The sequence below is a fragment of the Micromonospora sp. NPDC048842 genome (assembly GCF_040649935.1).
GTDB classification, from domain to species: Bacteria; Actinomycetota; Actinomycetes; order Mycobacteriales; family Micromonosporaceae; genus Micromonospora; species Micromonospora hortensis.
In genome coordinates this window covers 209853-230315 of the sequence record NZ_JBEZGK010000004.1, presented here as the reverse complement: position 1 = coordinate 230315, position 20463 = coordinate 209853, and the positions used below count along the sequence as shown (strand labels likewise).

Here is a 20463-nt window from a genome sequence, read left to right as displayed (position 1 = left end):
TGTCTTTTTCCGAACCCGTCCAGGTAAGTCCGATTTAGCGCATAGAGTGCCGATATCGTGGGATGTCCTCACCGGAGGAAAGACGGAAATGATCCTCGTGGAACGCAGTGCGCACGTGGCGGCGCCAATTGAAGTGGTCTGGGATGTCGTGCAGCGGGCCGAGCAGTTGCCGGCCTGGCTGGCCGGGGTCCGAGCGGCCGAAGTGCTCTCGGGAGAGGGCTTCGGGCGGCGACAACTCGTCCAGGCCGGGCGCGGCTCGGCGCATGAGGCCGAGGTGATCGCCTACCAGGAGCCGACGCTGATCGGCTGGCGGGAACGGGCCAAGGGTGCTGGATCTCGGGCGGAGGCGCGTACCGAGATCTACGTCCAGCTCACCGGGGACGAGGAGGAGGGCGGGACCATAGTGCGCCTCATCGTGGTCCGCTGGCCGGCCGGCCCGGTCAAGGCGGCCATGCTGCGCCTCGGACTGCGTCGGGTCGGCGCCGACCTGGAGGACTCGCTGGCCCGGCTCACCGACCTGGCCGCCGTCGGCTGACGAGCGCCCATCCTCCCGGCGTCACCCGCGACGGCGGTGGTCCGGATCCCCGCCAGGGCTCCCGGACCACCGCCGCTCCGTACCCCGCCCCGCCCGCCGCTTGGCGTCGATCATGGACTTGTGGTGCCGGGAAAAGTGCGGTTCACGTGCTTCGTCCACCACCACAACTGCATGATCGACGGGTGCAGTTGGGGGCAGGCATGCGGGAGGGCCCGGCGCGGATGCGCCGGGCCCTCCCCAGTGGTGCTGGATCAGCTGTCGCCGCCGGTCTCGCCGACCGGGGCGGCGTTGACGTCGTCGATCGCGTACTTCTTGGCGGCCTCGGCCGGCACCGTGGTCGCCACCGCGCCGCTGCGGGCGAGCTGCCGCAGCGTGGCCACCACGATCGACTCCGCGTCGACGTGGAAGTGCCGGCGCAGCGCGTGCCGGGTGTCCGACATGCCGAAACCGTCGGTGCCGAGCGACGTGTAGTCGCCGGGTACCCACCGGGCGATCAGATCCGGTACCGCGCGCATGAAGTCGCTGACCGCGATCTTCGGCCCGTCCGCCTCGGCCAGCTTCTGCTGGATGTACGGAACCTTCGCCTCGGCGCCCGGGTTGAGGAGGTTGTACTCCTCGGTCTCCACCGCGTCGCGGCGCAGCTCGGTCCAGGAGGTCACCGACCAGACGTCGGCGCCCACCCCCCAGTCCTGGGCGAGGAGCTGCTGGGCCTTGAGCGCCCACTGCATCCCGGTGCCCGAGGCGAGCAAGTTGGCCTTCGGACCGTCGACCTGCGGTGCCGGCGAGTAGCGGTAGATGCCCTTGAGCAGGCCCTCCACGTCCACGTCGGCCGGCTCGGCCGGCTGGAGGGTCGGCTCGTTGTAGACAGTCAGGTAGTAGAAGACGTTCTCCTGCGCGTCCCCGTACATCCGGTGCAGACCCTGCTCCAGGATGTGCGCGATCTCGTACGCGAACGCCGGGTCGTACGCCACCACTGCCGGGTTGGTCGCGGCGATCAGCAGCGAGTGCCCGTCCTCGTGCTGAAGGCCCTCACCGTTGAGCGTGGTCCGACCCGCCGTGGCGCCGAGCAGGAAGCCCCGGGCCATCTGGTCGGCCGCTGCCCACAACCCGTCGGCGGTCCGCTGGAACCCGAACATCGAGTAGAAGATGTACATCGGGATCATCGGCTCGTCGTGCGTGGCGTACGCCGAACCGGCAGCGGTGAACGAGGCCACCGAACCGGCCTCGTTGATCCCCTCGTGCAGGATCTGCCCGGAGGTCGACTCCTTGTACGACAGGAACAGCTCGCGGTCGACCGAGGTGTAACGCTGGCCGTGCGGCGAGTAGATCTTCGCGGTCGGGAAGATCGAGTCCAGACCGAAGGTGCGGGCCTCGTCCGGGATGATCGGCACCCAACGCTTGCCGAACTCCTTGTCCTTCATCACGTCCTTGAGCAGACGGACGAAGGCCTGCGTGGTGGCCACCTTCTGCTTGCCAGAGCCGCGCTTGATGTCGGCGAACCGCTCCGGCCCGGGGATGGCCAGCCGCTTCGTGCTGGTCCGCCGGGACGGCAGGTACCCGCCGAGCTGCTCGCGCCGCTCCTTGAGGTACGCCAGCTCCTCGGACTTCTCGCCCGGGTGGTAGTACGGCGGCAGGTAGGGGTTGTCCTCCAGCGCCGAGTCCGGGATGTCCAGGTAGAGCCGGTCACGGAAGGTCTTCAGGTCCTCCAGCGTCAGCTTCTTCATCTGGTGGGTCGCGTTGCGGCCCTCGAAGTGCGAGCCGAGGGTCCAGCCCTTGATCGTCTTCGCCAGGATGACAGTGGGCTGACCGGTGTGCTCGGTGGCCGCCTTGTAGGCCGCGTAGAGCTTGCGGTAGTCGTGCCCACCCCGCTTGAGGTTCCAGATCTCGTCGTCGCTGAGCGGCTCGACCATCTTGCGGGTCCGTGCGTCACGGCCGAAGAAGTGCTCTCGCACGTACGCGCCGGACTCCGCCTTGTAGGTCTGGTAGTCGCCGTCGGTCGTCGTGTTCATCAGGTTGACCAACGCGCCGTCGGTGTCCGCGGCGAGCAGCGGGTCCCACTCACGACCCCAGACGACCTTGATCACGTTCCAGCCGGCACCCCGGAAGAACGCCTCGAGCTCCTGCATGACCTTGCCGTTGCCCCGGACCGGGCCGTCCAGCCGCTGCAGGTTGCAGTTGATCACGAAGGTGAGGTTGTCCAGCTCCTCGCGGGCAGCGACGCCGATGGCGCCGAGCGTCTCCGGCTCGTCCATCTCGCCGTCGCCGAGGAACGCCCAGACGTGCTGCTGGGAGGTGTCCTTGATGCCGCGGTGCTGCAGGTACCTGTTGAACCGGGCCTGGTAGATCGCGTTCAGACCGCCGAGACCCATCGAGACGGTGGGGAACTCCCAGAAGTCCGGCATCAGCCGAGGGTGCGGGTACGAGGGCAGCCCACCACCGGGGTGCGACAGCTCCTGGCGGAACCCGTCGAGCTGGTGCTCGCTGAGCCGCCCCTCCAGGAACGCCCGCGCGTACATGCCGGGGGAGGCGTGGCCCTGGTAGAAGATCTGGTCGCCACCGCCCGGGTGGTTCTTGCCCCGGAAGAAGTGGTTGAAGCCCACCTCGTAGAGCGAGGCCGAGCTGGCGAAGGTGGAGATGTGCCCGCCGACGCCGATCTCCGGGCGCTGCGCCCGGTGCACCAGCATGGCGGCGTTCCACCGGACGTATGCCCGGATCCTCCGCTCGACGTGCTCGTCACCCGGGAACCAGGGCTCGCGCTCCGACGGGATGGTGTTGATGTAATCGGTGGTGGTCAGGGGCGGAACCCCGACCTGGCGCTCACGGGCCCGCTCCAGCAGGCGCAGCATGACGTAGCGGGCGCGTTTGGCCCCGCGTTCGTCGATGACACCGTCAAGCGACTCGACCCATTCGCTTGTCTCTTCAGGGTCGATGTCCGGAAGCTGGCTCGGTAGGCCGTCGCTGATCACCGGGCGCTTGCGTTCCGTAGCCACAGGCGTTCCCTCGGTTGTGTGTGGGATAGGTCTCTAGCGCCATCCTGCCCCCTGGTGGCACCCGTCGTCACGTCTAGGTCCCCCCGACGCGATGCTGAACACAGGTACTCGCCGGTAACTTAACGCGACGACCGTGGGAAACCTGAGCGGTTTGACCGCCGGTCCTACCGTTACCGCCATGAACGGACGCCGTGTCGCGGTCGCCGCGAGCATGATCGTTGTCGGGGTGGTTGGCCTGGTCATCGGCGCTGTCGCCCTCGCCTCCGGCAACCTGCCGATGGTCGGACTGGTGGCCCTCGGCGCCCTGGTGGCAGTGCTCGGCGCGGGCCTGCTGCGCGACGCGATCCGCGCGGCCCGTCTGGGCGGCCAGGATGGCCGCCGCCGCCGCCGTCCGGACCCGGACGGCGCCGGGTACGGCTTCTACCCGATGCCCGCCGGGGACGCCGGGAGCGGGCACGTCGGCCGTCAGCGCGACGGTGACCACGACAGCTCCGACGGTACGGAGCCGGCCGGCGGCAGCGGCGACTCCGGGGGAGGCTGGTCCGGCTGGGGCTGGTCCAGCGGCGACTCCGGTGGCGGCTGGTCCGGCGGCGACTCCGGTGGCGGCTGGTCCGGTGGCGGCGACTCGGGTGGCGGTGGCGGCAGTTCCTGACCGCGCACTGCGGCAGAATGCGACGTATGCGCAGCGACGTGATCACCGTCCAGACCGGCTCCCGGCCGACGGTCCGGGACATCACCGCGGAGGCCCAGCAGTTCGTCTCGGGCGAGGGCGACGGCCTGCTGCACGTCTTCGTGCCGCACGCCACCGCCGGCCTGGCGATCATCGAGACCGGCTCGGGTTCCGACGACGACCTGCTCAGCGCCGTTGACGACCTGCTCCCCACCGAGGACCGCTGGCGGCACCGACACGGCTCGCCCGGCCACGGCCGCGACCACGTGCTGCCGGCGTTCATCCCGCCGTACGCCACGCTGCCGGTGCTCGGCGGTCGACTGGCGCTCGGCACCTGGCAGTCGATCTGCCTCGTCGACACCAACGGCGACAACCCGACCCGCCAGGTCCGCTTCTCCTTCCTCCCCGCCTAACCCGACCCCGGTCCCGCCCCCGTCTCGGCGATCTTGCACTTGCTGTCCCGGCACAAGGGGCATCCCACGCAAATGGACAACCGAAACTCCAAGATCGGCGCGGAGGGTGCGCGGGTGGAGCGTCCGGGCCTGATCGGTGAGCCGGTTGTGACGGGCTGTTGCGTACGATGTGGTCGTGACGCGGCAGGTGGGTTCAGCGGTGGGCGGTCCGGTGGATCGGGCCGGTCTCGCCGTCGATGTGGTGCGGCGGATGGCGCACGTCACCGCCGCGTTGCGACACCGGCAGGATTCCGCGTTCGCCGATGTGGGGCTCACCCCGGCGGCGGCCCGGGCGCTGCGGGAGTTGGACCCGGACCACCCGCTGCCGGCCCGGGATCTCGCCGGTCAGTTGGGTTGTGACCGGTCGAACGTGACGGTGTTGGTCGACAAGTTGGAGCAGGCCGGGCTGGTCGAGCGCCGCACCGACCCGACGGACCGGCGGCAGAAGACGCTGGTGGTGACCGAGGAGGGTCGCGTCGTGCGAGCCCGGGTGATCGAGGTGATGTCCGACTCCCGACTCCTGTCCGGGCTGAGCGACCAGGAGCTGAGCACCCTTCGTGACCTGGTCTGGAAGGTGTCCGACGGCGGCTGTCCGGAGTCCCTCGGGCCGGAGTGAGCGCACCCCTGCCGGCCGTGTCCCACTGGGCGAGCAGGCCTTCCGTCGGTAATGCTGTCCGACGTGACCACCCCGCAAGATCTCGACGACCGGTTCCGGGAGACGCTGGCGGCGCTGCCTGCCGCCGAGCGGCGGCGTGACCCCGCCGACCCGGTCACCGACGACGCCCCGCTGACCGGCGCGCAGGTGCTCGACCTGTTCGACGCCCAGGTGACCAGCCGGCAGCTCGACCTGGCCGGCCGCTGGTTGCGCAGCTTCGGGGAGGGTTTCTACACCATCGGCTCGGCCGGGCACGAGGGCAACGCCGCTGTCGCTGCCGCGCTGCGTCCCACCGATCCGGCTCTGCTGCACTACCGCTCGGGCGCCTTCTACTGTCTGCGCGCCGCCCAGGTCGCCGCCGACCCGACGCTGGTCACCGACTCCCAGCCGTCCGCCGACCCGAACCAGGACGACGACCGAGTGCGGGCCGTTGGCGCCGAGCGGTCCGCTGACAGTGGGTCGACAGTCGACGGCGCATCGACCCGCGCACCCGAGCCGACCGCCGACCCGCAGGTGTCCGAGTCGGAGCGGGACGGGACCGAACCGAACGGGGCCGCCAACGGGTTCGCGGCGTACGCCGAAGCGGCCCGGGACGTGCTGCGCGGGATGGTCGCGTCCAGCCTCGAACCGATCGCCGGGGGCCGGCACAAGGTGTTCGGCCGGGCCGACCTGGCCATCGTGCCGACGACCTCGACCATCGCCTCGCACCTGCCCCGCGCTGTCGGAATGGGACTGGCAGTGGAGCGGCTGCGTCGGCTGGACAGCGCCGGACGGCGTACCGGGGCCGGGGTGCGGGTCGGCAGCGGCGCGGGGGCCACGCACGCCCCCTGGCCACCGGACGCCATAGTGGTCTGTTCCTTCGGCGACGCCTCGGTCAACCACGCCAGCGCCACCGCCGCCTTCAACACCGCCGGCTGGTACGACCACGCGGGGCTGCGGATTCCGGTGCTCTTCGTCTGCGAGGACAACGGGCTGGGCATCAGCGTCCGCTCGCCGGAGGGCTGGGTCGAGGCGACCCTGCGGGCCAAGCCGGGCATCCGCTACTTCAGCGCTGACGGAGTCGACCCGGTGCGGACGTACGAGGTGGCGGCGGAGGCCGCGGCCTGGGTACGCCGCAACCGGCGGCCGGCGGTGCTGCACCTGCGCACCGTACGGCTGATGGGGCACGCCGGGGCGGACGCGGAGTCGGCGTACCGGAGTTCGGCCGAGCTGGCCGAGGACCTGGACCGGGACCCGGTCGCCGCCACCGCGCGGCTGCTTGTCGACGCGGGCGTGGCAACCGGCGAGGAGTTGCTGGCCCGGTACGACGAGACCGGCTGGCAGGTGCGCCGACTGGCCGAGGAGGTGCTGGGCGAGCCGAAGCTGACCTCCGCTGCCGACGTGGTGTCGGCGCTGGCCCCACGTCGTCCGGTGCGGGTGGCGCGGGCGGTGGCCGACGCCGCGGCGCGGGCCAGCGGGCCGGGCGCGGGCGCCCGGGCGGAGGCGTTCGGCGGCAAGCCGCCGGAGCTGGCCGGGCCGATGACCCTGGCGCAGAGCATCAACGCCGCGCTCGCCGACGGGATGCTCGACCATCCGCAGATGGCGCTCTTCGGTGAGGACGTGGCCGCCAAGGGCGGCGTGTACGGGGTGACGAAGGGGCTGCGCGACCGGTTCGGGGCGGCCCGGGTCTTCGACACCCTGCTGGACGAGACGTCGGTGCTCGGGCTGGGCCTCGGCGCCGGGCTGGCCGGGATGCTGCCGGTGCCGGAGATCCAGTACCTGGCGTACCTGCACAACGCCGAGGACCAGCTGCGTGGTGAGGCGGCCACCATGCGGTTCTTCTCGCAGGGGGCGTTCCGCAACCCGATGGTGGTGCGGGTGGCGGGCCTGGCGTACCAGGAGGGGTTCGGCGGGCACTTCCACAACGACAACTCGGTGGCCGTACTCCGGGATGTGCCCGGTCTGGTGGTCGCGGTGCCGGCGCGGCCGGACGATGCCGCGCCCATGCTGCGGACCTGTCTGGCGAGCGCGGCGGTGGACGGCAGCGTCTGCGTGTTCCTGGAACCGATCGCGCTCTACCACACCCGCGATCTGTACACGGAGGGTGACGGGGAGTGGTTGGCCGGCTATCCCGAGCCGGGCGGGTGGGTGGCCGGTCACGTGCCGATCGGGCGGGCCCGGGTCTACCGGGTCGGCTCGGCGGACGACCTCACCATCATCACCTTCGGTAACGGGGTACGGATGTCGCTGCGGGCCGCTGCCGTCCTCGCCGAGGAGGGGGTGGGCACCCGCGTGGTGGACCTGCGCTGGCTGGCTCCGCTGCCGGTGGCCGACATCATCAGGGAATCCTCGGCGACCGGCCGGGTGCTGGTGGTGGACGAGACGCGCCGCTCCGGCGGGGTCGGCGAGGGCGTGATCGCCGCGCTGGTCGACGCCGGATATGTGGGCGCCGCACGTCGAGTGGCGGGAGTTGACTCGTTTGTACCATTAGGTCCGGCAGCACGCCACGTACTGGTCTCCGCTGAAGCCATTACCGACGGTGCCCGTACGCTGCTGGCACGGTAAATTCCGTTCCACCCGGTGCGCCACTTGCGCGCAGCCCAACAACTGTGTGGACTTTGCCTGACGGCGTCGCACCGACGCCGCGAGCAGGGACGAGATGAGGAGGCACGCGACAGTGAGCGCGACCGCTGGTCAGGCCGCCGACGGGGTACGCAGCCTGGCGGACCGGTTCGGAATCGAACCGGGGATGGTCGTCATGGAGATGGGGTACGACGACGACGTCGACCAGGATCTCCGAGACGCCCTGACCGACCGCTGTGGAGATCTGGTCGACGAGGACACCGACGAGGTGGTCGACGCGGTGCTGGTCTGGTACCGGGACGGCGACGGTGACCTTTTCGAGCTGCTCGTCGATGCCCTCGGCCCGCTGGCCGACAACGGCGTCGTGTGGCTGCTCACCCCGAAGGCGGGGCGTGAGGGGCACGTCGAGCCGAGCGAGGTCGCGGAGTCCGCGCCCACCGCCGGCCTTCAGCAGACCTCGACCGTCAACGCCGGCCGGGACTGGAGCGGCGCCCGTCTGGTGCTGCGTCGAGGGGCCAAGGCCAAGAAGTAGCCAGCGCCGCTCCGCTCGCCCGACGGTCCGCCCACCGCCGGGTAGCAGGCTGACGCCGTCACCCGACTCGACGCGAGGGGAGTTCGCATGCCCATCGAGGTTGGTGCCGAAGCACCCGACTTCGTGCTCAAGGACCAGAACAACCAGGAGGTCCGCCTCTCGGACTTCCGGGGCAGGCGCGCCGTGCTGCTGGTCTTCTACCCGCTCGCCTTCACCGGCACCTGCCAGGGCGAGTTGGGCGAGGTGCGCGACAACCTCGGCGAGTACGTGAACGACGACGTCCAGGTGCTGACCGTCAGCGTCGACTCGGCCTACAGCCACAAGATCTGGGCCGACCGTGAGGGCTACCAGTTCCCGATGCTCGCCGACTTCTGGCCGCACGGCGCCGTCGCCCAGGCGTACGGGGTCTTCAACGACGTGGCCGGCTTCGCCAACCGGGGCACCTTCGTCATCGACAAGACCGGCGTGGTCCGCTTCGCCGAGATGAACGGCCCGGGCGAGGCCCGCGACCAGCAGGGCTGGCGCAAGGCCATCGCCGAAGCGACAAACTGACCGGGTACGCCGTGCGCCCGGGTCGGTGGCGGGCAGGTAAGCTTGCCAGCCACCGGCCCGCCACGGGCGATCCGGGCGCGTAGCTCAGTGGGAGAGCACTCGCCTTACAAGCGAGGGGTCGCAGGTTCGAAACCTGCCGCGCCCACCCTTCAGCACGACGTCGCCGCCGACGAGGACCCGCCCCGGCACGAGCAGTCAGGCGAGGGTCGACGGGTCAGCTGGTGAAGCCGCCGTCCACGTTTACCACCGCACCGGTCACGTAGCCGGCTTCGGGGCTGGCCAGGTGCGCGACGGTGGCCGCGATATCCGCGGGGCGCGCGTACCGGCCGACGGCGGTGAATCCGGTGATCGCCGCCGCGTTCGGTCCGTCCGCCGGGTTGGCGTCGGTGTCCGTCGGCCCGGGGTTGACCAGGTTGACGGTGATGGCCCGTGGGCCCAGTTCACGGGCCAGGCCCCGGGTCAACCCGACCAGAGCGGTCTTGCTCATCGCGTACAGCGTCAGCCCGGGAAAGACCGCCCGTTCACCGACGTTGCTGCCGATGCTGATGATCCGTCCGCCGTCGCCCAGGTGCCGCAGTGCCGCCCGCGCGGCGACATACGGTGCCCGGATGTTGACCGCGATGGTCTGTTCCACCTCTGCCGAGCCGAGCTCGTCCAGGGCACCGACCAGGAACACCGCGGCGTTGTTCACCAGGATGTCCAACCGGCCCAGTTCGGCGGCCACCCGGTCGACCGCATCCCGCACGGCGGCCGGGTCGGCGCCGTCCGCCTGGATCGCCAGCGCTCTGCGGCCCAGCGCCTCGATCTGCTTCACCACTATCGCGGCCCGCGCGGCGTCCTGCCGGTAGGTCAGCGCCACGTCGGCCCCGTCCTGTGCCAGGCGCAGCGCGATGCCGGCTCCGATGCCCCGGGAACCCCCGGTAACCAGGGCGACCTTCTCGTTGAGTGTCGTCGTCATGCGAACGATCATCTGTCCGCGCCGCCCTCCCGTCTGGCGGCCATCGGACGTCTCGCTCCGACCTCAAGGTCCGATTCCCGCGATCCTCGACGGCCTGCCGACCCGGCGGGCCGCCATGATCCGCGCAACGTCACAGCTCCTGCTGCCTCCCGAGGCGACGAGACAGCATGAGCACCGAAGTTGCGCGGATCTTGCGAGGTGGGGGAGGGTGGGGCGGGCGATTCGGGGAGCGTGTGTAGTGGAACTGGCGGGCATTGGCGCGGTGCTGTTCGACATGGACGGCACCCTTGTCGACTCCGACGCCGCAGTGGAGCGGGCCTGGGAGCGGTGGGCCGCCGAGTACGCCGTCGACCCGACGGCGGCGTTGGCGATCGCGCACGGCAGCCCGGCCGACCGGACCATCCGCCAGCTGCTGCCCACGCTCGACGACGCCGAGGTAGCCGTGGCTGCGGCGCGACAGCTCGCGTTGCAGTACGACGACCTGTCCGACGTGACGGCCACCCCCGGGGCGCACGAGCTGCTGAACACGCTGGCCCGGATGGCGTTGCCCTGGGCGGTGGTGACCAGCGCCGACACACGGCTCGCCGAGGCACGGCTCGGTGCCGCCGGCATCAAGGCGCCGGTCCTCGTCACTGTGGAGGACGTCAGCGTCGGCAAGCCGGACCCGGAGGGCTACCTGCGGGGCGCGGCGCTGCTGGGCGTACCCGTGGGGCGGTGCCTGGTCGTCGAGGACGCCGAGGTCGGCCTGCGGGCCGGTCGGGCGGCCGGGGCGATGACCGCCGCGCTGAAGGGCCTCGACGGCGACCTGCGTCTACGCGACCTGGCCCAACTGGCGCACCACCTGGAGTCGACGCCGTCGGCACCCTGACCACTGTCAACCAGTGCGCCCTTGGGTCAGGCGAACCGCGGTCAGGGCGATCAGCAGCAGTGTGACGCCGAAGAGCAGGGCGTTGAGGGCGACGGTGGGGTATCCGAGTCGGGGTACGTCGAGGAACGGGTAGAGGTAGCGGCCCTCGGCCCCGCCGACGGCGCCCCGAACCAGGATCACCGTCAGCCACAGCAGCGGGTAGCCGAGCAGGCTGACCGCGTACGCCGGGCGCAGCGCGGCCCGAGGTCGGTGGTTGAGCCACTCGACGGCGGCCAGCGGCGGCACCACGGCGTGCAGCAGCAGGTTGGCGGCGTCGGAGACCAGCCCCCGAGCCTCGGGGGTCACCACCATGGCGTAGCCGCTCCACGGGTTGGCCAGTACGAGGACGAAGACCACCGCGGTGCCGACGAGGTAGACGGTGAGCGCGGTGCGTACCCGGTCACCGCACCCGACCAGCAGCACCACCAGGTAGGCCAGGTCGACCTGCACAGTGAAGTAGAAGAGCAGCTCGACGGGCTCCTCGCGGGCGGCGATTCCGGCGAGCACCAGCCCAACGGCGAGCACGAGCGCGGTGCTCACCCGCAGGACCCGGTCGGCCACCGGCGGACGCTATCACCGCCGCATCGATGGACGCCACGATGAGCAGCGGCGCCCGGTTCACGGCGCCGGGTCGACTGGTCGTTCCGACCTGGCCCCCGCGTCACCTCGCCGCGCCTTGGGAATGGCAGCTCCCACCGGGCCGACGGGCGGCAGCGACGCGTACAGCTTGACCAGCTCGGCCAGGTAGCGCTGGGCGGACCAGTCCGTCGCCGCCGCCAGGCCGTCCCGGATCACGGCCCCGCCCAACTCCCGCTCGGTCAGCAGCCGGGTGAGCAACGCCCCGAGCGCTGCCGGGCTGGGCTCGGCGACCGGTCGGGTGGTGCCGGTGCCGGGTCGCTCGGCGAGCAAAGTGTCCACCATGGCCACCGGCAGTCCGTACGCCTCGGCCTCGGCGAGCACCAGGCCCTGCGTGTCGGTGGTGGAGGTGAACGCCAGCACGTCCGCCGCCCGGTAGTGGGCGCCGACCCGGTGGCGTGGCACCGGACGGAGCAGGTGCAGCGCGCCGCTGACGCCGTACCGACGGGCGATCCGGCGGACCGCGAGCCGGTGTCGCCGGGCCCCGAGCAGCACCAGCCGGGCGGCCGGCAGCTCGCGGCGGACCTGGGCGAACGCCGCCAGCAGCAGCTCGGGATTCTTCTCCGGCGTGGCCCGTCCCACAGCGAGCAGCACAGGCGCGTCCGCCGGGATGCCGAGCCGGGCCCGCAGCCGCCGCCGGTCGTCGGCGTCGACGCGCGGTGCGGCCGCCGGGGTCGGCAGGACCACGATCGGGGTACGCCCCGCCATCGTCGTCATCATCGCCGCGGTCTTCGCCGAGGGAGCGATCAGAACAGTGGTGTGGGACAGGAGAGTTCGCCCGAGCGCCGCCAGTCGGGCCTGTCGACCCGGCCCGGGGTGGGCGAGCGCCCACAGGTCGGCCGCCCGCCAGCGCAGGCCCAGCCGTAGGCCGGCGTACGCGGCCCCGATCGGGATCTCCGGGTAATGCGCGGCGTACGCGACGAGGTCGGTGTGCCAGGTCAGCACTGTCGGTACGCCCCGGGTGGCGGCCCACCGCAGGCCGGCGACGCCGAGCGGGCCGGTGGTGTGCACGTGCACCACGTCGACCGGTGCGCTGGGCGGCCGGGGCAGCGCCAACCGGTACGGCCGGGTCGGTACCGACAGCGAGGGCACCTCGCCCGGTCGGCGGCGACACCGGGACAGTGGGCCGGGGCAGTGCAGCACGACCCGGTGCCCGGCGGCGCGCAGCAGCGCCACTGTGGTGCCGACCGAGGTGGCCACCCCCTCCGGGTTGGTGAGGTGGCTGTCGCTGACGTGGGCGATCCGCACGTTGCCATCGTCGCCCGCCCGCGCACCCCCGGCCGTCCCGTCCGCCCCGGCGGGGGAAACAGTTGGCGTGGCCGGACCGGTTCTGCTGCACTACCCGCTCGCGACGACGAAGGGGAGACGCTGTGGAGTTGACGTTGACGCCGATGACGGCACAGGAGTTGGCCCGCCTGCTCGGATCACTGGAACAGGGGTACGCCGATGATCTGGTGGCGCACCGGGGGATGACCCCGGAGGCGGCCCTCGATCGGTCCGTCACCCAGATCCGGGAGTCGCTGCCCGCGGGCGCGGCCACCGAGGGGGCCCTGCTGCGGGTGGGCCGGGTCGGCGACACCGAGGTCGGCTGGATCTGGGTGACACTGCCGACGGCCGCCGCCCCGGACCAGGCCTGGATCCACAACATCGAGGTGCACGAGGAGCACCGAGGACGCGGGCACGCGCGACGGATGATCCAGCTCATCGAGGCCGAACTCGCCCAACTCGGCGTGCCCGAGCTGGGCTTGAACGTCTTCGGTACGAACGCCGTGGCGATCGGCCTCTACCGCAGTCTGGGCTTCGAGGTCACCTCGCAGCAGATGGCGAAGCGCCTCACCGCGGGGAGCTGAGCCGGCGGCGGCCCAGGGACGGGTCCCTTCGGCAGGACTGTTCACCTGCCCAGCGGGAAACCGGCGCGGACCGCACCTGGGGAGGAGCGACGGATGACGCACGGCGCCGGACTGACCATCGGTGTGCTCGGCTCGTACGGTGGGCGAAACCTCGGTGACGAGGCGATCCTCACCGGCCTGCTCACCGATCTGCGTACACAGGAACCGAACGCCCGGATCATCGTCTTCTCTCGGAACCCGGAGCACACCCGGGCCGCACACCCGGATGTCGAAGCGGTGCCCTGGGAGGGCGTCAGCCGCACCGACTCGGCACTGGTCCTGGCCCAGCTCGACCTGCTCATCCTGGGCGGCGGCGGCATCCTGTACGACAGGGAGGCCCGCCGTTACCTACGGGTGGTCCGGGTGGCCCAGGAACGTGGCCTGCCGCTGATCACGTACGCGGTGGGGGTCGGGCCGCTCAGCGACGGCGTCGACACCGGGATGGTCCGGGAGACGCTCTCCAGCGCGACCCAGGTGACGGTCCGGGACCAGGAGTCCCGGATGGTGCTGGAGGAGGCTGGCCTGCTCAACCCGATCACTGTCACCGCGGACCCGGCGTTCCTTTTGCAACCTGAGGAGTTCCCGGCCCACCTGCTGGCCGAGGAGGGTGTGCCGGTCGGCAAGCGCCTCGTCGGGATCAGCGTGCGGGAGCCGGGCCGGGCCGCCGAACGCCTCGACGTGGACGGCTACCACCGGCTGCTGGCCCAGATCGGTGACTTCCTGGTGCACCGGATCGACGCGTACGTGCTGTTCGTGCCGATGGAGCGCGACGACATCCGGCACTCCCACGGGGTGCTGTCGCACATGGTCGCCGCCGAGCGAGGTCGAATCCTGCACGGCACCTACTCTCCGCAGCAGGTGCTGGGGCTGATGCGGCACTTCGACCTGGCCGTCGGCATGCGCCTGCACTTCCTGATCTTCGCGGCGATGGTCGGTACGCCGTTCCTGCCCCTGCCGTACGCCGGCAAGGTCTTCGACCTGGCCCAACGACTCGGCGTGCCGGCGCTACGCGGCGTGGAGCGCGAGGTCGAAGGGCCGCTGCTGGCCGAGGTCGACCGGCTCTGGGACGAGCGGGAGCAACGCGCCGAGGCCACGGCACGACGGGTGGCGGAGGTGTGCGATCAGGCCCGGGGCACCTCGGAGGTCACCCGAGGCGTGTTGGAGAGCCTGCGAAGCCAGACCCTCACCCGGGTCTGAGCGGGCGGTCACACCGCCGGGCCGGTCCACCGGTAGCGCCACTCGCGGGCCTCCTCGCGGGCGGTCTCCAACTCGTAGATCTGCGCGTCGGCCAGCCCACCGGAGCCGAGGTGATGGTGGGTCAGCGGCGGACGGCCGTTGCTGTCCAGTTCGACGGTGATGGTCTGCCCGTCCGCCGTGCCGCCGACGAGAAGGATCTGCACGGATGAAGCCATGCGCCCATCCTGCCCGGCCCAGCGCCCGCCCGCAGCGGATAGCGGGGCAGCGGGGCGCCCGGCCCGTGGCTAGGGTCGGCGGATGGAGCAGACGATCGATCCCACGCTCGGTCCGGTGCTCGCCCGCACCGGCGACGAACGCGCCGTCCTGACCTCGTTCCTCGACTTCCACAGGGCCGTGCTGCTGCGCAAACTGCGCGGTCTCTCCGACGCCGACGCCCGACGCCGGCTGGTGCCGTCGGCTACCACGCTCGCCGGGCTGGTCAAGCACCTGACAATGGTCGAGCGGAACTGGTTCCCGACCCTGTTGGCCCCCGAGCCCGGCGACGTCTACCTGACCTCCGAGGAGGACGCGGTCGCCAGCTTCACGCTGAGCGACCAGGAAAGCATCGTCGGGCTCACCGAGGCGTACGAGCGGGCCTGCGCCCGCTCGCGGGCGGCCGCCGCGAGCATCGACCTCGACCACGTGGTGCCGCACCCACAGCTCGGTGAGGTGTCGCTGCGCTGGATTCTGGTGCACATGATCGAAGAGACCGCCCGGCACGCGGGCCACGCCGACATCCTGCGCGAGCTGACCGACGGCGAGGCCGGCGCGCTCTGAGCCCCGGGTCGTCGCACGCCGTCGGCCGTCAACCGGTGGGCAACAGGCCCGACGGGTACTCCATCCCGTCGTGCGTACAGGCCGCAGCGGCAACCCGCGCCGCGGGTCACCACCACCGTCCGGGGCGCCAGCGTGCCGGCGAGCGATGCGGCCCGGTCGCCCAACCGCCGTTCGCGCAGGTCGCCGACCTGGTTCTGCTGAGCGGGGTGCGCCTCGGCCCGGGTCAACGCCGCCCGGACCAGCTCACCGGCCGGATCGGCACCGAGGGTGTCGACCACCAGTACGCGCAGGCCGAGCGCCCGGGCGGCCAACGCCACCCCGGCACCGGTGTTGCCGATCCGCAGCTCCCACCTCCAGCTCCCCGCGATCTTGCGCTTTCGGTTGCGACAAAAGGTGCACTGGTCGCAGAACGGCGACACAAAGCGCAAGATCGCGCAGGTGGGCCGGTGGGTGCGGACGCCTGGTCGGGCGGGCCGCCTATTCTGGGGGCGGGCGGCGAGTAGGGGGAGCGGGTGCTGGTCATCCACGGGCTGTGGTTGCCCGGCGGCAGCTCGACCGGCGGCCTCGCCATCTGGGCCGAGGACAGCGCCGCGCCGATCCCCGCTGCGCGTTCGGGCCGGCCGGCCCGGGAACGCCCGCATCCGTTCGCCGCCGGGCACACCGACCTGGCCGCCGTCCTCGCCGACGCCGCCGAGCCGAGCCGGCCGGACACCGCGCTCATCACCCTGCCCACGCTGGCGGGCGCGCCGACCGACTCACCCGAGCTGATCAGGACCACCGTCGCACCTGCGGCCCGTGGCCGGCTCACGCTGGCCGGGTGGCGGGTGCCCACACTGGTGTACGCCCCGGACGACGCCCTGTCGCTGCTGCGAGCCCTGGACGACATCCCGGCGGTGTCCGGGGCCACAGTGCGGCACCTCGCCGAGCTGGCCGACTTCGCCGCCGACCTGGTGACCCGTGGCCGCGTCCTCCCCGGCGTGCAGACGACGATGGTCGACCAGACGCGCGTTGCTGGCGCGACGACGGTCGACCAGATGCCCGGCGCTGGCAGGAAGACGGCGTCGGGCGGCGCCGGGCAGGTGCCGGCGCAGGCGGTCTGGCGTCCGCTGCTGACCGGGACCGACGCGGCCTGGGCGCGCTCGCTGGCGCTGGCCCTGCCACCGGCCGCCCGCGCCGCCGTCCTGCCGTCCGCTGCCGAGCTGACCGCTGCCGAGCTGACCGCTGCCGTGCTGGTCGCGGACGCGCTGGACGCGTTGACAGATGCCGCCGCGCGGGCTGCGCTGGCGACCACCACGCTGGCCCGGGGGCTGCGCCCGGGTGGTCCGGCGCCGGCCTGGCTGGCTGCGCTCGCCGGCCCACAGCGGGACTTCACCATCGACCCGGCCGGGCTGGCCACCCTCTCCACCGAACTGGACGCCTGGCAGCGCGACGCCGCCGGTGGCCCGGTACGGGCCAGTTTCCGCCTTGTGGAACCAGCCCCCGACGAGGTCACCGAACCGATCCTGGCCACCCGAGCGGTGCCCGCCGGCAGCGCGCCGGTGCCGGTGCCCGCCGACAGCGCGCCGGTGTTAGCCGGGCCGCTTGGTGCCGGGCGCTGGCGGTTGGAGTTCGGGTTGCAGGCCGCGGACGAACCCGGCCTGCACGTCGACGCCGGGGACATCTGGCGAGCGCCGCAGACCCTCGGCGGCCTGGTCGGTCGCACGACCAGCCCGCAGGAGACGCTCCTCGCCGAGCTGGGCCGGGCCAGCCGGCTCTGGCCGGACCTGGACGCCGCGCTGCGCACCGCCGCCCCGGAGGCGATGGAACTCGACGTCGAGGGGGCGCACCGTTTCCTCAGTGCGGGCGCACCGGTGCTGCACGCGGCGGGTTTCGGGGTGCTGCTGCCGTCCTGGTGGCAGCGGCCGTCGGCGCGACTGGGCGCCCGGTTGCGAGCGCGCAGCCGCACCGCGCCGGGCACTGTGGGTGGCGCCGACGCCGGTGTCGGCCTGGACGCCCTGGTCGACTACCGCTGGGAGATCGCGCTCGGTGACCACCCGCTCTCCGCCGAGGAGTTGGCGGCGCTGGCCGAGACGAAGACCCCGCTGGTGCGGCTCCGCGGCCGGTGGGTGGAACTGGACCCGGGGCGGCTCGCGGCCGGGCTGCGTCTGCTCCGCTCCGCGGGTGAGCTGACCGTCGCCGACCTGCTCCGCCTCGGGCTGGCCGACGGCGAGGCCACCGGTGAGCTGCCGGTGCTGGAGGTGACCGCCGACGGGGCGCTGGGCGACCTGCTCGCTGGCGCGGTCGAGCGGCGGCTCACTCCGCTGGACCCGCCACCGGGCTTTAGGGGGACGCTGCGGCCGTACCAGCAGCGAGGGCTGGCCTGGCTTGCCTTCCTGCGCTCACTCGGCCTGGGCGGTGTGCTCGCCGACGACATGGGGCTGGGCAAGACTGTGCAACTGCTCGCGCTGCTCGCCGGGGACCCACCGGAGGTCGGGCCGACCCTGCTTGTCTGTCCGATGTCGCTGGTCGGCAACTGGCAGCGGGAGGCGGCACGCTTCACCCCGGAGCTGCGGGTACACGTACACCATGGTGCTGAGCGGGCGCGGGGGGCGGAGTTCACAGCGGCCGCGCACGGCGCGGACCTGGTCCTGACCACCTACTCGGTGGCCGCCCGCGACGCCGCTGACCTGGCCGGCATCGACTGGCACCGGGTGGTGGTGGACGAGGCGCAGGCGATCAAGAATGCGTCGACCCGGCAGGCCGAGGCGGTTCGCGCGCTGCCCGCCCGGCAGCGGGTGGCGGTGACCGGTACGCCGGTGGAGAACCGCCTCGCCGACCTCTGGTCGATCATGCAGTTCGCCAACCCGGGTCTGCTCGGGCCGGCCGCGACGTTCCGCAAACGGTTCGCCGAGCCGATCGAGCGGCACGGCGACGCCGAGGCCGCCGAGCGGCTCCGCCGGATCACCGGCCCGTTCGTGTTGCGCCGGCTCAAGACCGACTCGTCGATCATCTCCGACCTGCCGGAGAAGCTGGAGATGGAGGTGCTCTGCAACCTCACCGCCGAGCAGGCAGCGCTGTACCGGGTGGTGGTCGACGACATGCTCGCCCGGATCGAGACCAGCGACGGCATCGAACGACGCGGCCTGGTGCTGGCCACCATGACCCGCCTCAAGCAGGTCTGCAACCACCCCGCCCAGTTGCTGCGCGACGGCTCACCGCTGGAGGGCCGCTCCGGCAAGCTGGCTCGGCTCACCGAGATCCTGGAGGAGGTGCTGGCGGCGGGGGAGCGGGCACTGCTCTTCACCCAGTACGCCGAGTTCGGTGCGATGTTGCGGGGTCACCTGTCGGCGCGGTTCGGCCGGGAGGTGCTGTTCCTGCACGGTGGCCTCGGCAAGGCCGAGCGGGACGCCCTGGTGCAGCGTTTCCAGTCGGCGGAGGGTCCGCCGCTGTTCGTCCTCTCCCTCAAGGCCGGTGGCACCGGGCTGACCCTGACCGCCGCGAACCACGTGGTGCATGTGGACCGGTGGTGGAACCCGGCGGTCGAGGACCAGGCCACCGACCGGGCGTTCCGGATCGGGCAGCGCCGACGGGTGCAGGTGCGCAAGTTCGTGTGCGCCGGCACTGTCGAGGAGAAGGTGGCCGCGATGATCGCCGACAAGCGCAGCCTCGCACAACGGGTGGTCGGCACCGGCGAGCAGTGGATCACCGAGTTGTCCACCGGCCAGTTGCGGGACCTGTTCGCCCTGGAAGCCGGCGCGGTGGTCGAGTGAGCGAGCGAAGCGCCGACATGAGCGGAGCGTCGACGTGAGCACCGACCGGTTCGCCGACTACGGGCGCCCGCGTCGGGTCGACGGGGGTCTGCGGGCACGCAGTGCCCGGGGCGCGATCGGCAGGTCCTGGTGGTCGCGGCGTTTCCTGGAGGTGCTGGAGTCGTTCGCGCTCGGCACCCGGCTGACCCGGGGCCGGTCGTACGCGCGGGCCGGTCAGGTGCTCACGCTCGACATCACACCCGGGCGGGTCAGCGCGGTGGTGCAGGGCTCCCGACCGCAGCCGTACCAGGTGTCGATCGCGCTGAAGCCGTTCCCGGCTGCGCTCTGGTCCCGCATCGAGGACGAGCTGGCCGGGCAGGCGTTCTTCAGCGCCCGGCTGCTCGCCGGGGACCTTCCCGAGGAGTTGGAGGAGCTGTTCGCCGCCGCCGGCGCGCCGCTCTTCCCGGCGGCCGTGGACGAGTTGACCCAGCGCTGCAACTGCCCCGACTTCGCGGTGCCGTGCAAGCACCTCGCGGCGACGTTCTACCTGCTGGCCGAGGCGTTCGACGCGGACCCGTTCGAGCTGCTGCACTGGCGCGGTCGGTCCCGGGCGGAGTTGCTCGACGAACTCCGCGCCCGGCGGGCCGCGACCACCGGTGCCACCCCACCGCCCCCGCCGGTCGACTCACCGTCCGAACCGGACGGCGAGGTGTCGACGGTGGACACGGTGGCGCCGGTCGGTGCCGCTCGGGCGCTCGCCGGGCTGTCGGCTACGCCGCTGGCGGAGGCGGCGGACCGCTTCTGGTCGCCGCCGGTGCCGCTGCCGGATCGGCCGCCCCGACTGGTGACCGGCACCGACCTGCTGCTGCGCCAGCTCGGAGCACCGGCCCCGGCCATCGGTGGGCCGGGACTGCTCGAACGGTTGCGCCGCGCGTACCGGGCGTTCGGTCCGGCCGACAGGTGAGCTGTCACGTCCACCGGTTGAGCCGTCCCGTTGAGCTGTTGAACAGTCACGTCCAGCGGCGGCGGAACCGCCACATGATCGCGGCGTTGGCCACCAGCACCACCGCGCAGATCGCGCCGGTGAGTCGACCGGCGAACACGGCTATCGCCGGCAGCGACGCCCACAGCACGATGGTCAACAACATCAGGTAGCGGCCCCTGCGGGCTCGGGCCCGGTGGTCAAGCCGGTTGAAGAAGGCCGGGTCACTTTCCCGGAGCTGACGGGTGATCTGGTCGAATCTGCGCTGATCCTCTTTGCTGAGCATGGCGCTGCCTTCCCCTCACGCGTTCAGCGGTTCGGCGGCATACCCGCTGCGGTGGCGGCTCACGCTCACCCGCTGCTGCTACTTTTCCTCCACGCGAGCGCGCTTCATGTCCGTCT

At 72.0% G+C, this 20463-nt stretch carries 19 protein-coding genes and 1 tRNA gene; 14 read left to right on the top strand and 6 right to left on the bottom strand.

Annotation, left to right across the window (positions count from 1 at the left end):
- Positions 1–88: 88 nt before the first annotated feature.
- Positions 89–535 (top strand): SRPBCC domain-containing protein, encoded by a 447-nt coding sequence (locus AB0C19_RS08150; protein ID WP_210783445.1) that lies wholly within the window; start codon positions 89–91, stop codon positions 533–535.
- Positions 536–786: 251 nt separating this feature from the next.
- On the opposite strand, the gene aceE is transcribed toward AB0C19_RS08150, so the two are convergent.
- The gene (aceE, locus tag AB0C19_RS08145; RefSeq protein ID WP_357181230.1) at positions 787–3525 is read right to left on the bottom strand and encodes a pyruvate dehydrogenase (acetyl-transferring), homodimeric type; all 2739 of its coding nucleotides are present in this window, start codon (positions 3523–3525) and stop codon (positions 787–789) included.
- 178 nt (positions 3526–3703) lie between these two features.
- On the opposite strand from aceE, the gene AB0C19_RS08140 reads away from it, so the two are divergent.
- The 7 genes from AB0C19_RS08140 to AB0C19_RS08110 all read left to right on the top strand — a co-directional run bounded on the left by AB0C19_RS08140 (position 3704) and on the right by AB0C19_RS08110 (position 9093).
- Positions 3704–4177, top strand: a complete 474-nt coding sequence (locus AB0C19_RS08140) for a hypothetical protein (RefSeq protein ID WP_357181227.1) — start codon at positions 3704–3706, stop codon at positions 4175–4177.
- A gap of 26 nt (positions 4178–4203) precedes the next feature.
- Positions 4204–4608 carry a YjbQ family protein gene (locus tag AB0C19_RS08135; RefSeq protein WP_167457620.1) on the top strand — a complete coding sequence of 135 codons (405 nt, stop codon included), beginning with the start codon at positions 4204–4206 and terminating at the stop codon, positions 4606–4608.
- Between the two features lie 250 nt (positions 4609–4858).
- The gene (locus tag AB0C19_RS08130) at positions 4859–5263 is read left to right on the top strand and encodes a MarR family winged helix-turn-helix transcriptional regulator (protein ID WP_330441281.1); all 405 of its coding nucleotides are present in this window, start codon (positions 4859–4861) and stop codon (positions 5261–5263) included.
- Positions 5264–5314: 51 nt separating this feature from the next.
- Positions 5315–7846: a thiamine pyrophosphate-dependent enzyme gene (locus AB0C19_RS08125; protein ID WP_357181224.1), complete on the top strand. Its 2532-nt coding sequence runs from the start codon at positions 5315–5317 to the stop codon at positions 7844–7846.
- Between the two features lie 112 nt (positions 7847–7958).
- Positions 7959–8396, top strand: a complete 438-nt coding sequence (locus AB0C19_RS08120; protein WP_030330240.1) for a DUF3052 domain-containing protein — start codon at positions 7959–7961, stop codon at positions 8394–8396.
- Between the two features lie 87 nt (positions 8397–8483).
- Positions 8484–8948: a peroxiredoxin gene (locus AB0C19_RS08115; RefSeq protein ID WP_266304779.1), complete on the top strand. Its 465-nt coding sequence runs from the start codon at positions 8484–8486 to the stop codon at positions 8946–8948.
- A gap of 73 nt (positions 8949–9021) precedes the next feature.
- Positions 9022–9093: transfer RNA gene (locus tag AB0C19_RS08110), tRNA-Val, on the top strand.
- A gap of 69 nt (positions 9094–9162) precedes the next feature.
- Here the strand turns inward: AB0C19_RS08110 and AB0C19_RS08105 are convergent.
- A complete protein-coding gene (locus AB0C19_RS08105; RefSeq protein WP_266304780.1) occupies positions 9163–9906 on the bottom strand; it encodes an SDR family oxidoreductase in 744 nt (247 codons plus the stop codon).
- A 238-nt stretch (positions 9907–10144) separates the two neighbouring features.
- Here AB0C19_RS08105 and AB0C19_RS08100 point away from each other — a divergent pair, with 238 nt between their 5' ends.
- Entirely contained in the window at positions 10145–10774 is a 630-nt protein-coding gene (locus AB0C19_RS08100) for an HAD-IA family hydrolase (RefSeq protein WP_357181220.1), read from the top strand.
- A 6-nt stretch (positions 10775–10780) separates the two neighbouring features.
- Here AB0C19_RS08100 and AB0C19_RS08095 read toward each other — a convergent pair whose 3' ends face one another.
- Both AB0C19_RS08095 and AB0C19_RS08090 read right to left on the bottom strand, forming a co-directional pair.
- Positions 10781–11374, bottom strand: coding sequence for a Pr6Pr family membrane protein (locus AB0C19_RS08095; protein WP_357181217.1), 594 nt, complete (start codon positions 11372–11374; stop codon positions 10781–10783).
- A gap of 57 nt (positions 11375–11431) precedes the next feature.
- Positions 11432–12697, bottom strand: a complete 1266-nt coding sequence (locus AB0C19_RS08090) for a glycosyltransferase (RefSeq protein WP_357181214.1) — start codon at positions 12695–12697, stop codon at positions 11432–11434.
- A gap of 122 nt (positions 12698–12819) precedes the next feature.
- Here AB0C19_RS08090 and AB0C19_RS08085 point away from each other — a divergent pair, with 122 nt between their 5' ends.
- The gene (locus tag AB0C19_RS08085) at positions 12820–13299 is read left to right on the top strand and encodes an N-acetyltransferase (RefSeq protein WP_357181212.1); all 480 of its coding nucleotides are present in this window, start codon (positions 12820–12822) and stop codon (positions 13297–13299) included.
- A gap of 93 nt (positions 13300–13392) precedes the next feature.
- Positions 13393–14535 (top strand): polysaccharide pyruvyl transferase family protein, encoded by a 1143-nt coding sequence (locus AB0C19_RS08080; protein ID WP_238680330.1) that lies wholly within the window; start codon positions 13393–13395, stop codon positions 14533–14535.
- Between the two features lie 8 nt (positions 14536–14543).
- Here the strand turns inward: AB0C19_RS08080 and AB0C19_RS08075 are convergent, their stop codons facing one another.
- Positions 14544–14750, bottom strand: coding sequence for a hypothetical protein (locus AB0C19_RS08075; RefSeq protein ID WP_030488784.1), 207 nt, complete (start codon positions 14748–14750; stop codon positions 14544–14546).
- Between the two features lie 82 nt (positions 14751–14832).
- Between AB0C19_RS08075 and AB0C19_RS08070 the strand changes: the two genes are divergently transcribed.
- The 3 genes from AB0C19_RS08070 (at position 14833) to AB0C19_RS08060 (ending at position 20043) form a co-directional block, all read left to right on the top strand.
- Positions 14833–15351, top strand: coding sequence for a DinB family protein (locus tag AB0C19_RS08070; protein WP_357181208.1), 519 nt, complete (start codon positions 14833–14835; stop codon positions 15349–15351).
- Between the two features lie 512 nt (positions 15352–15863).
- A complete protein-coding gene (locus AB0C19_RS08065) occupies positions 15864–19100 on the top strand; it encodes a DEAD/DEAH box helicase (RefSeq protein ID WP_357181204.1) in 3237 nt (1078 codons plus the stop codon).
- A gap of 34 nt (positions 19101–19134) precedes the next feature.
- Entirely contained in the window at positions 19135–20043 is a 909-nt protein-coding gene (locus AB0C19_RS08060; protein WP_357181201.1) for an SWIM zinc finger family protein, read from the top strand.
- 46 nt (positions 20044–20089) lie between these two features.
- Here AB0C19_RS08060 and AB0C19_RS08055 read toward each other — a convergent pair whose 3' ends face one another.
- Positions 20090–20347, bottom strand: a complete 258-nt coding sequence (locus tag AB0C19_RS08055) for a DUF3040 domain-containing protein (RefSeq protein ID WP_091409372.1) — start codon at positions 20345–20347, stop codon at positions 20090–20092.
- Positions 20348–20463 lie beyond the last annotated feature (116 nt).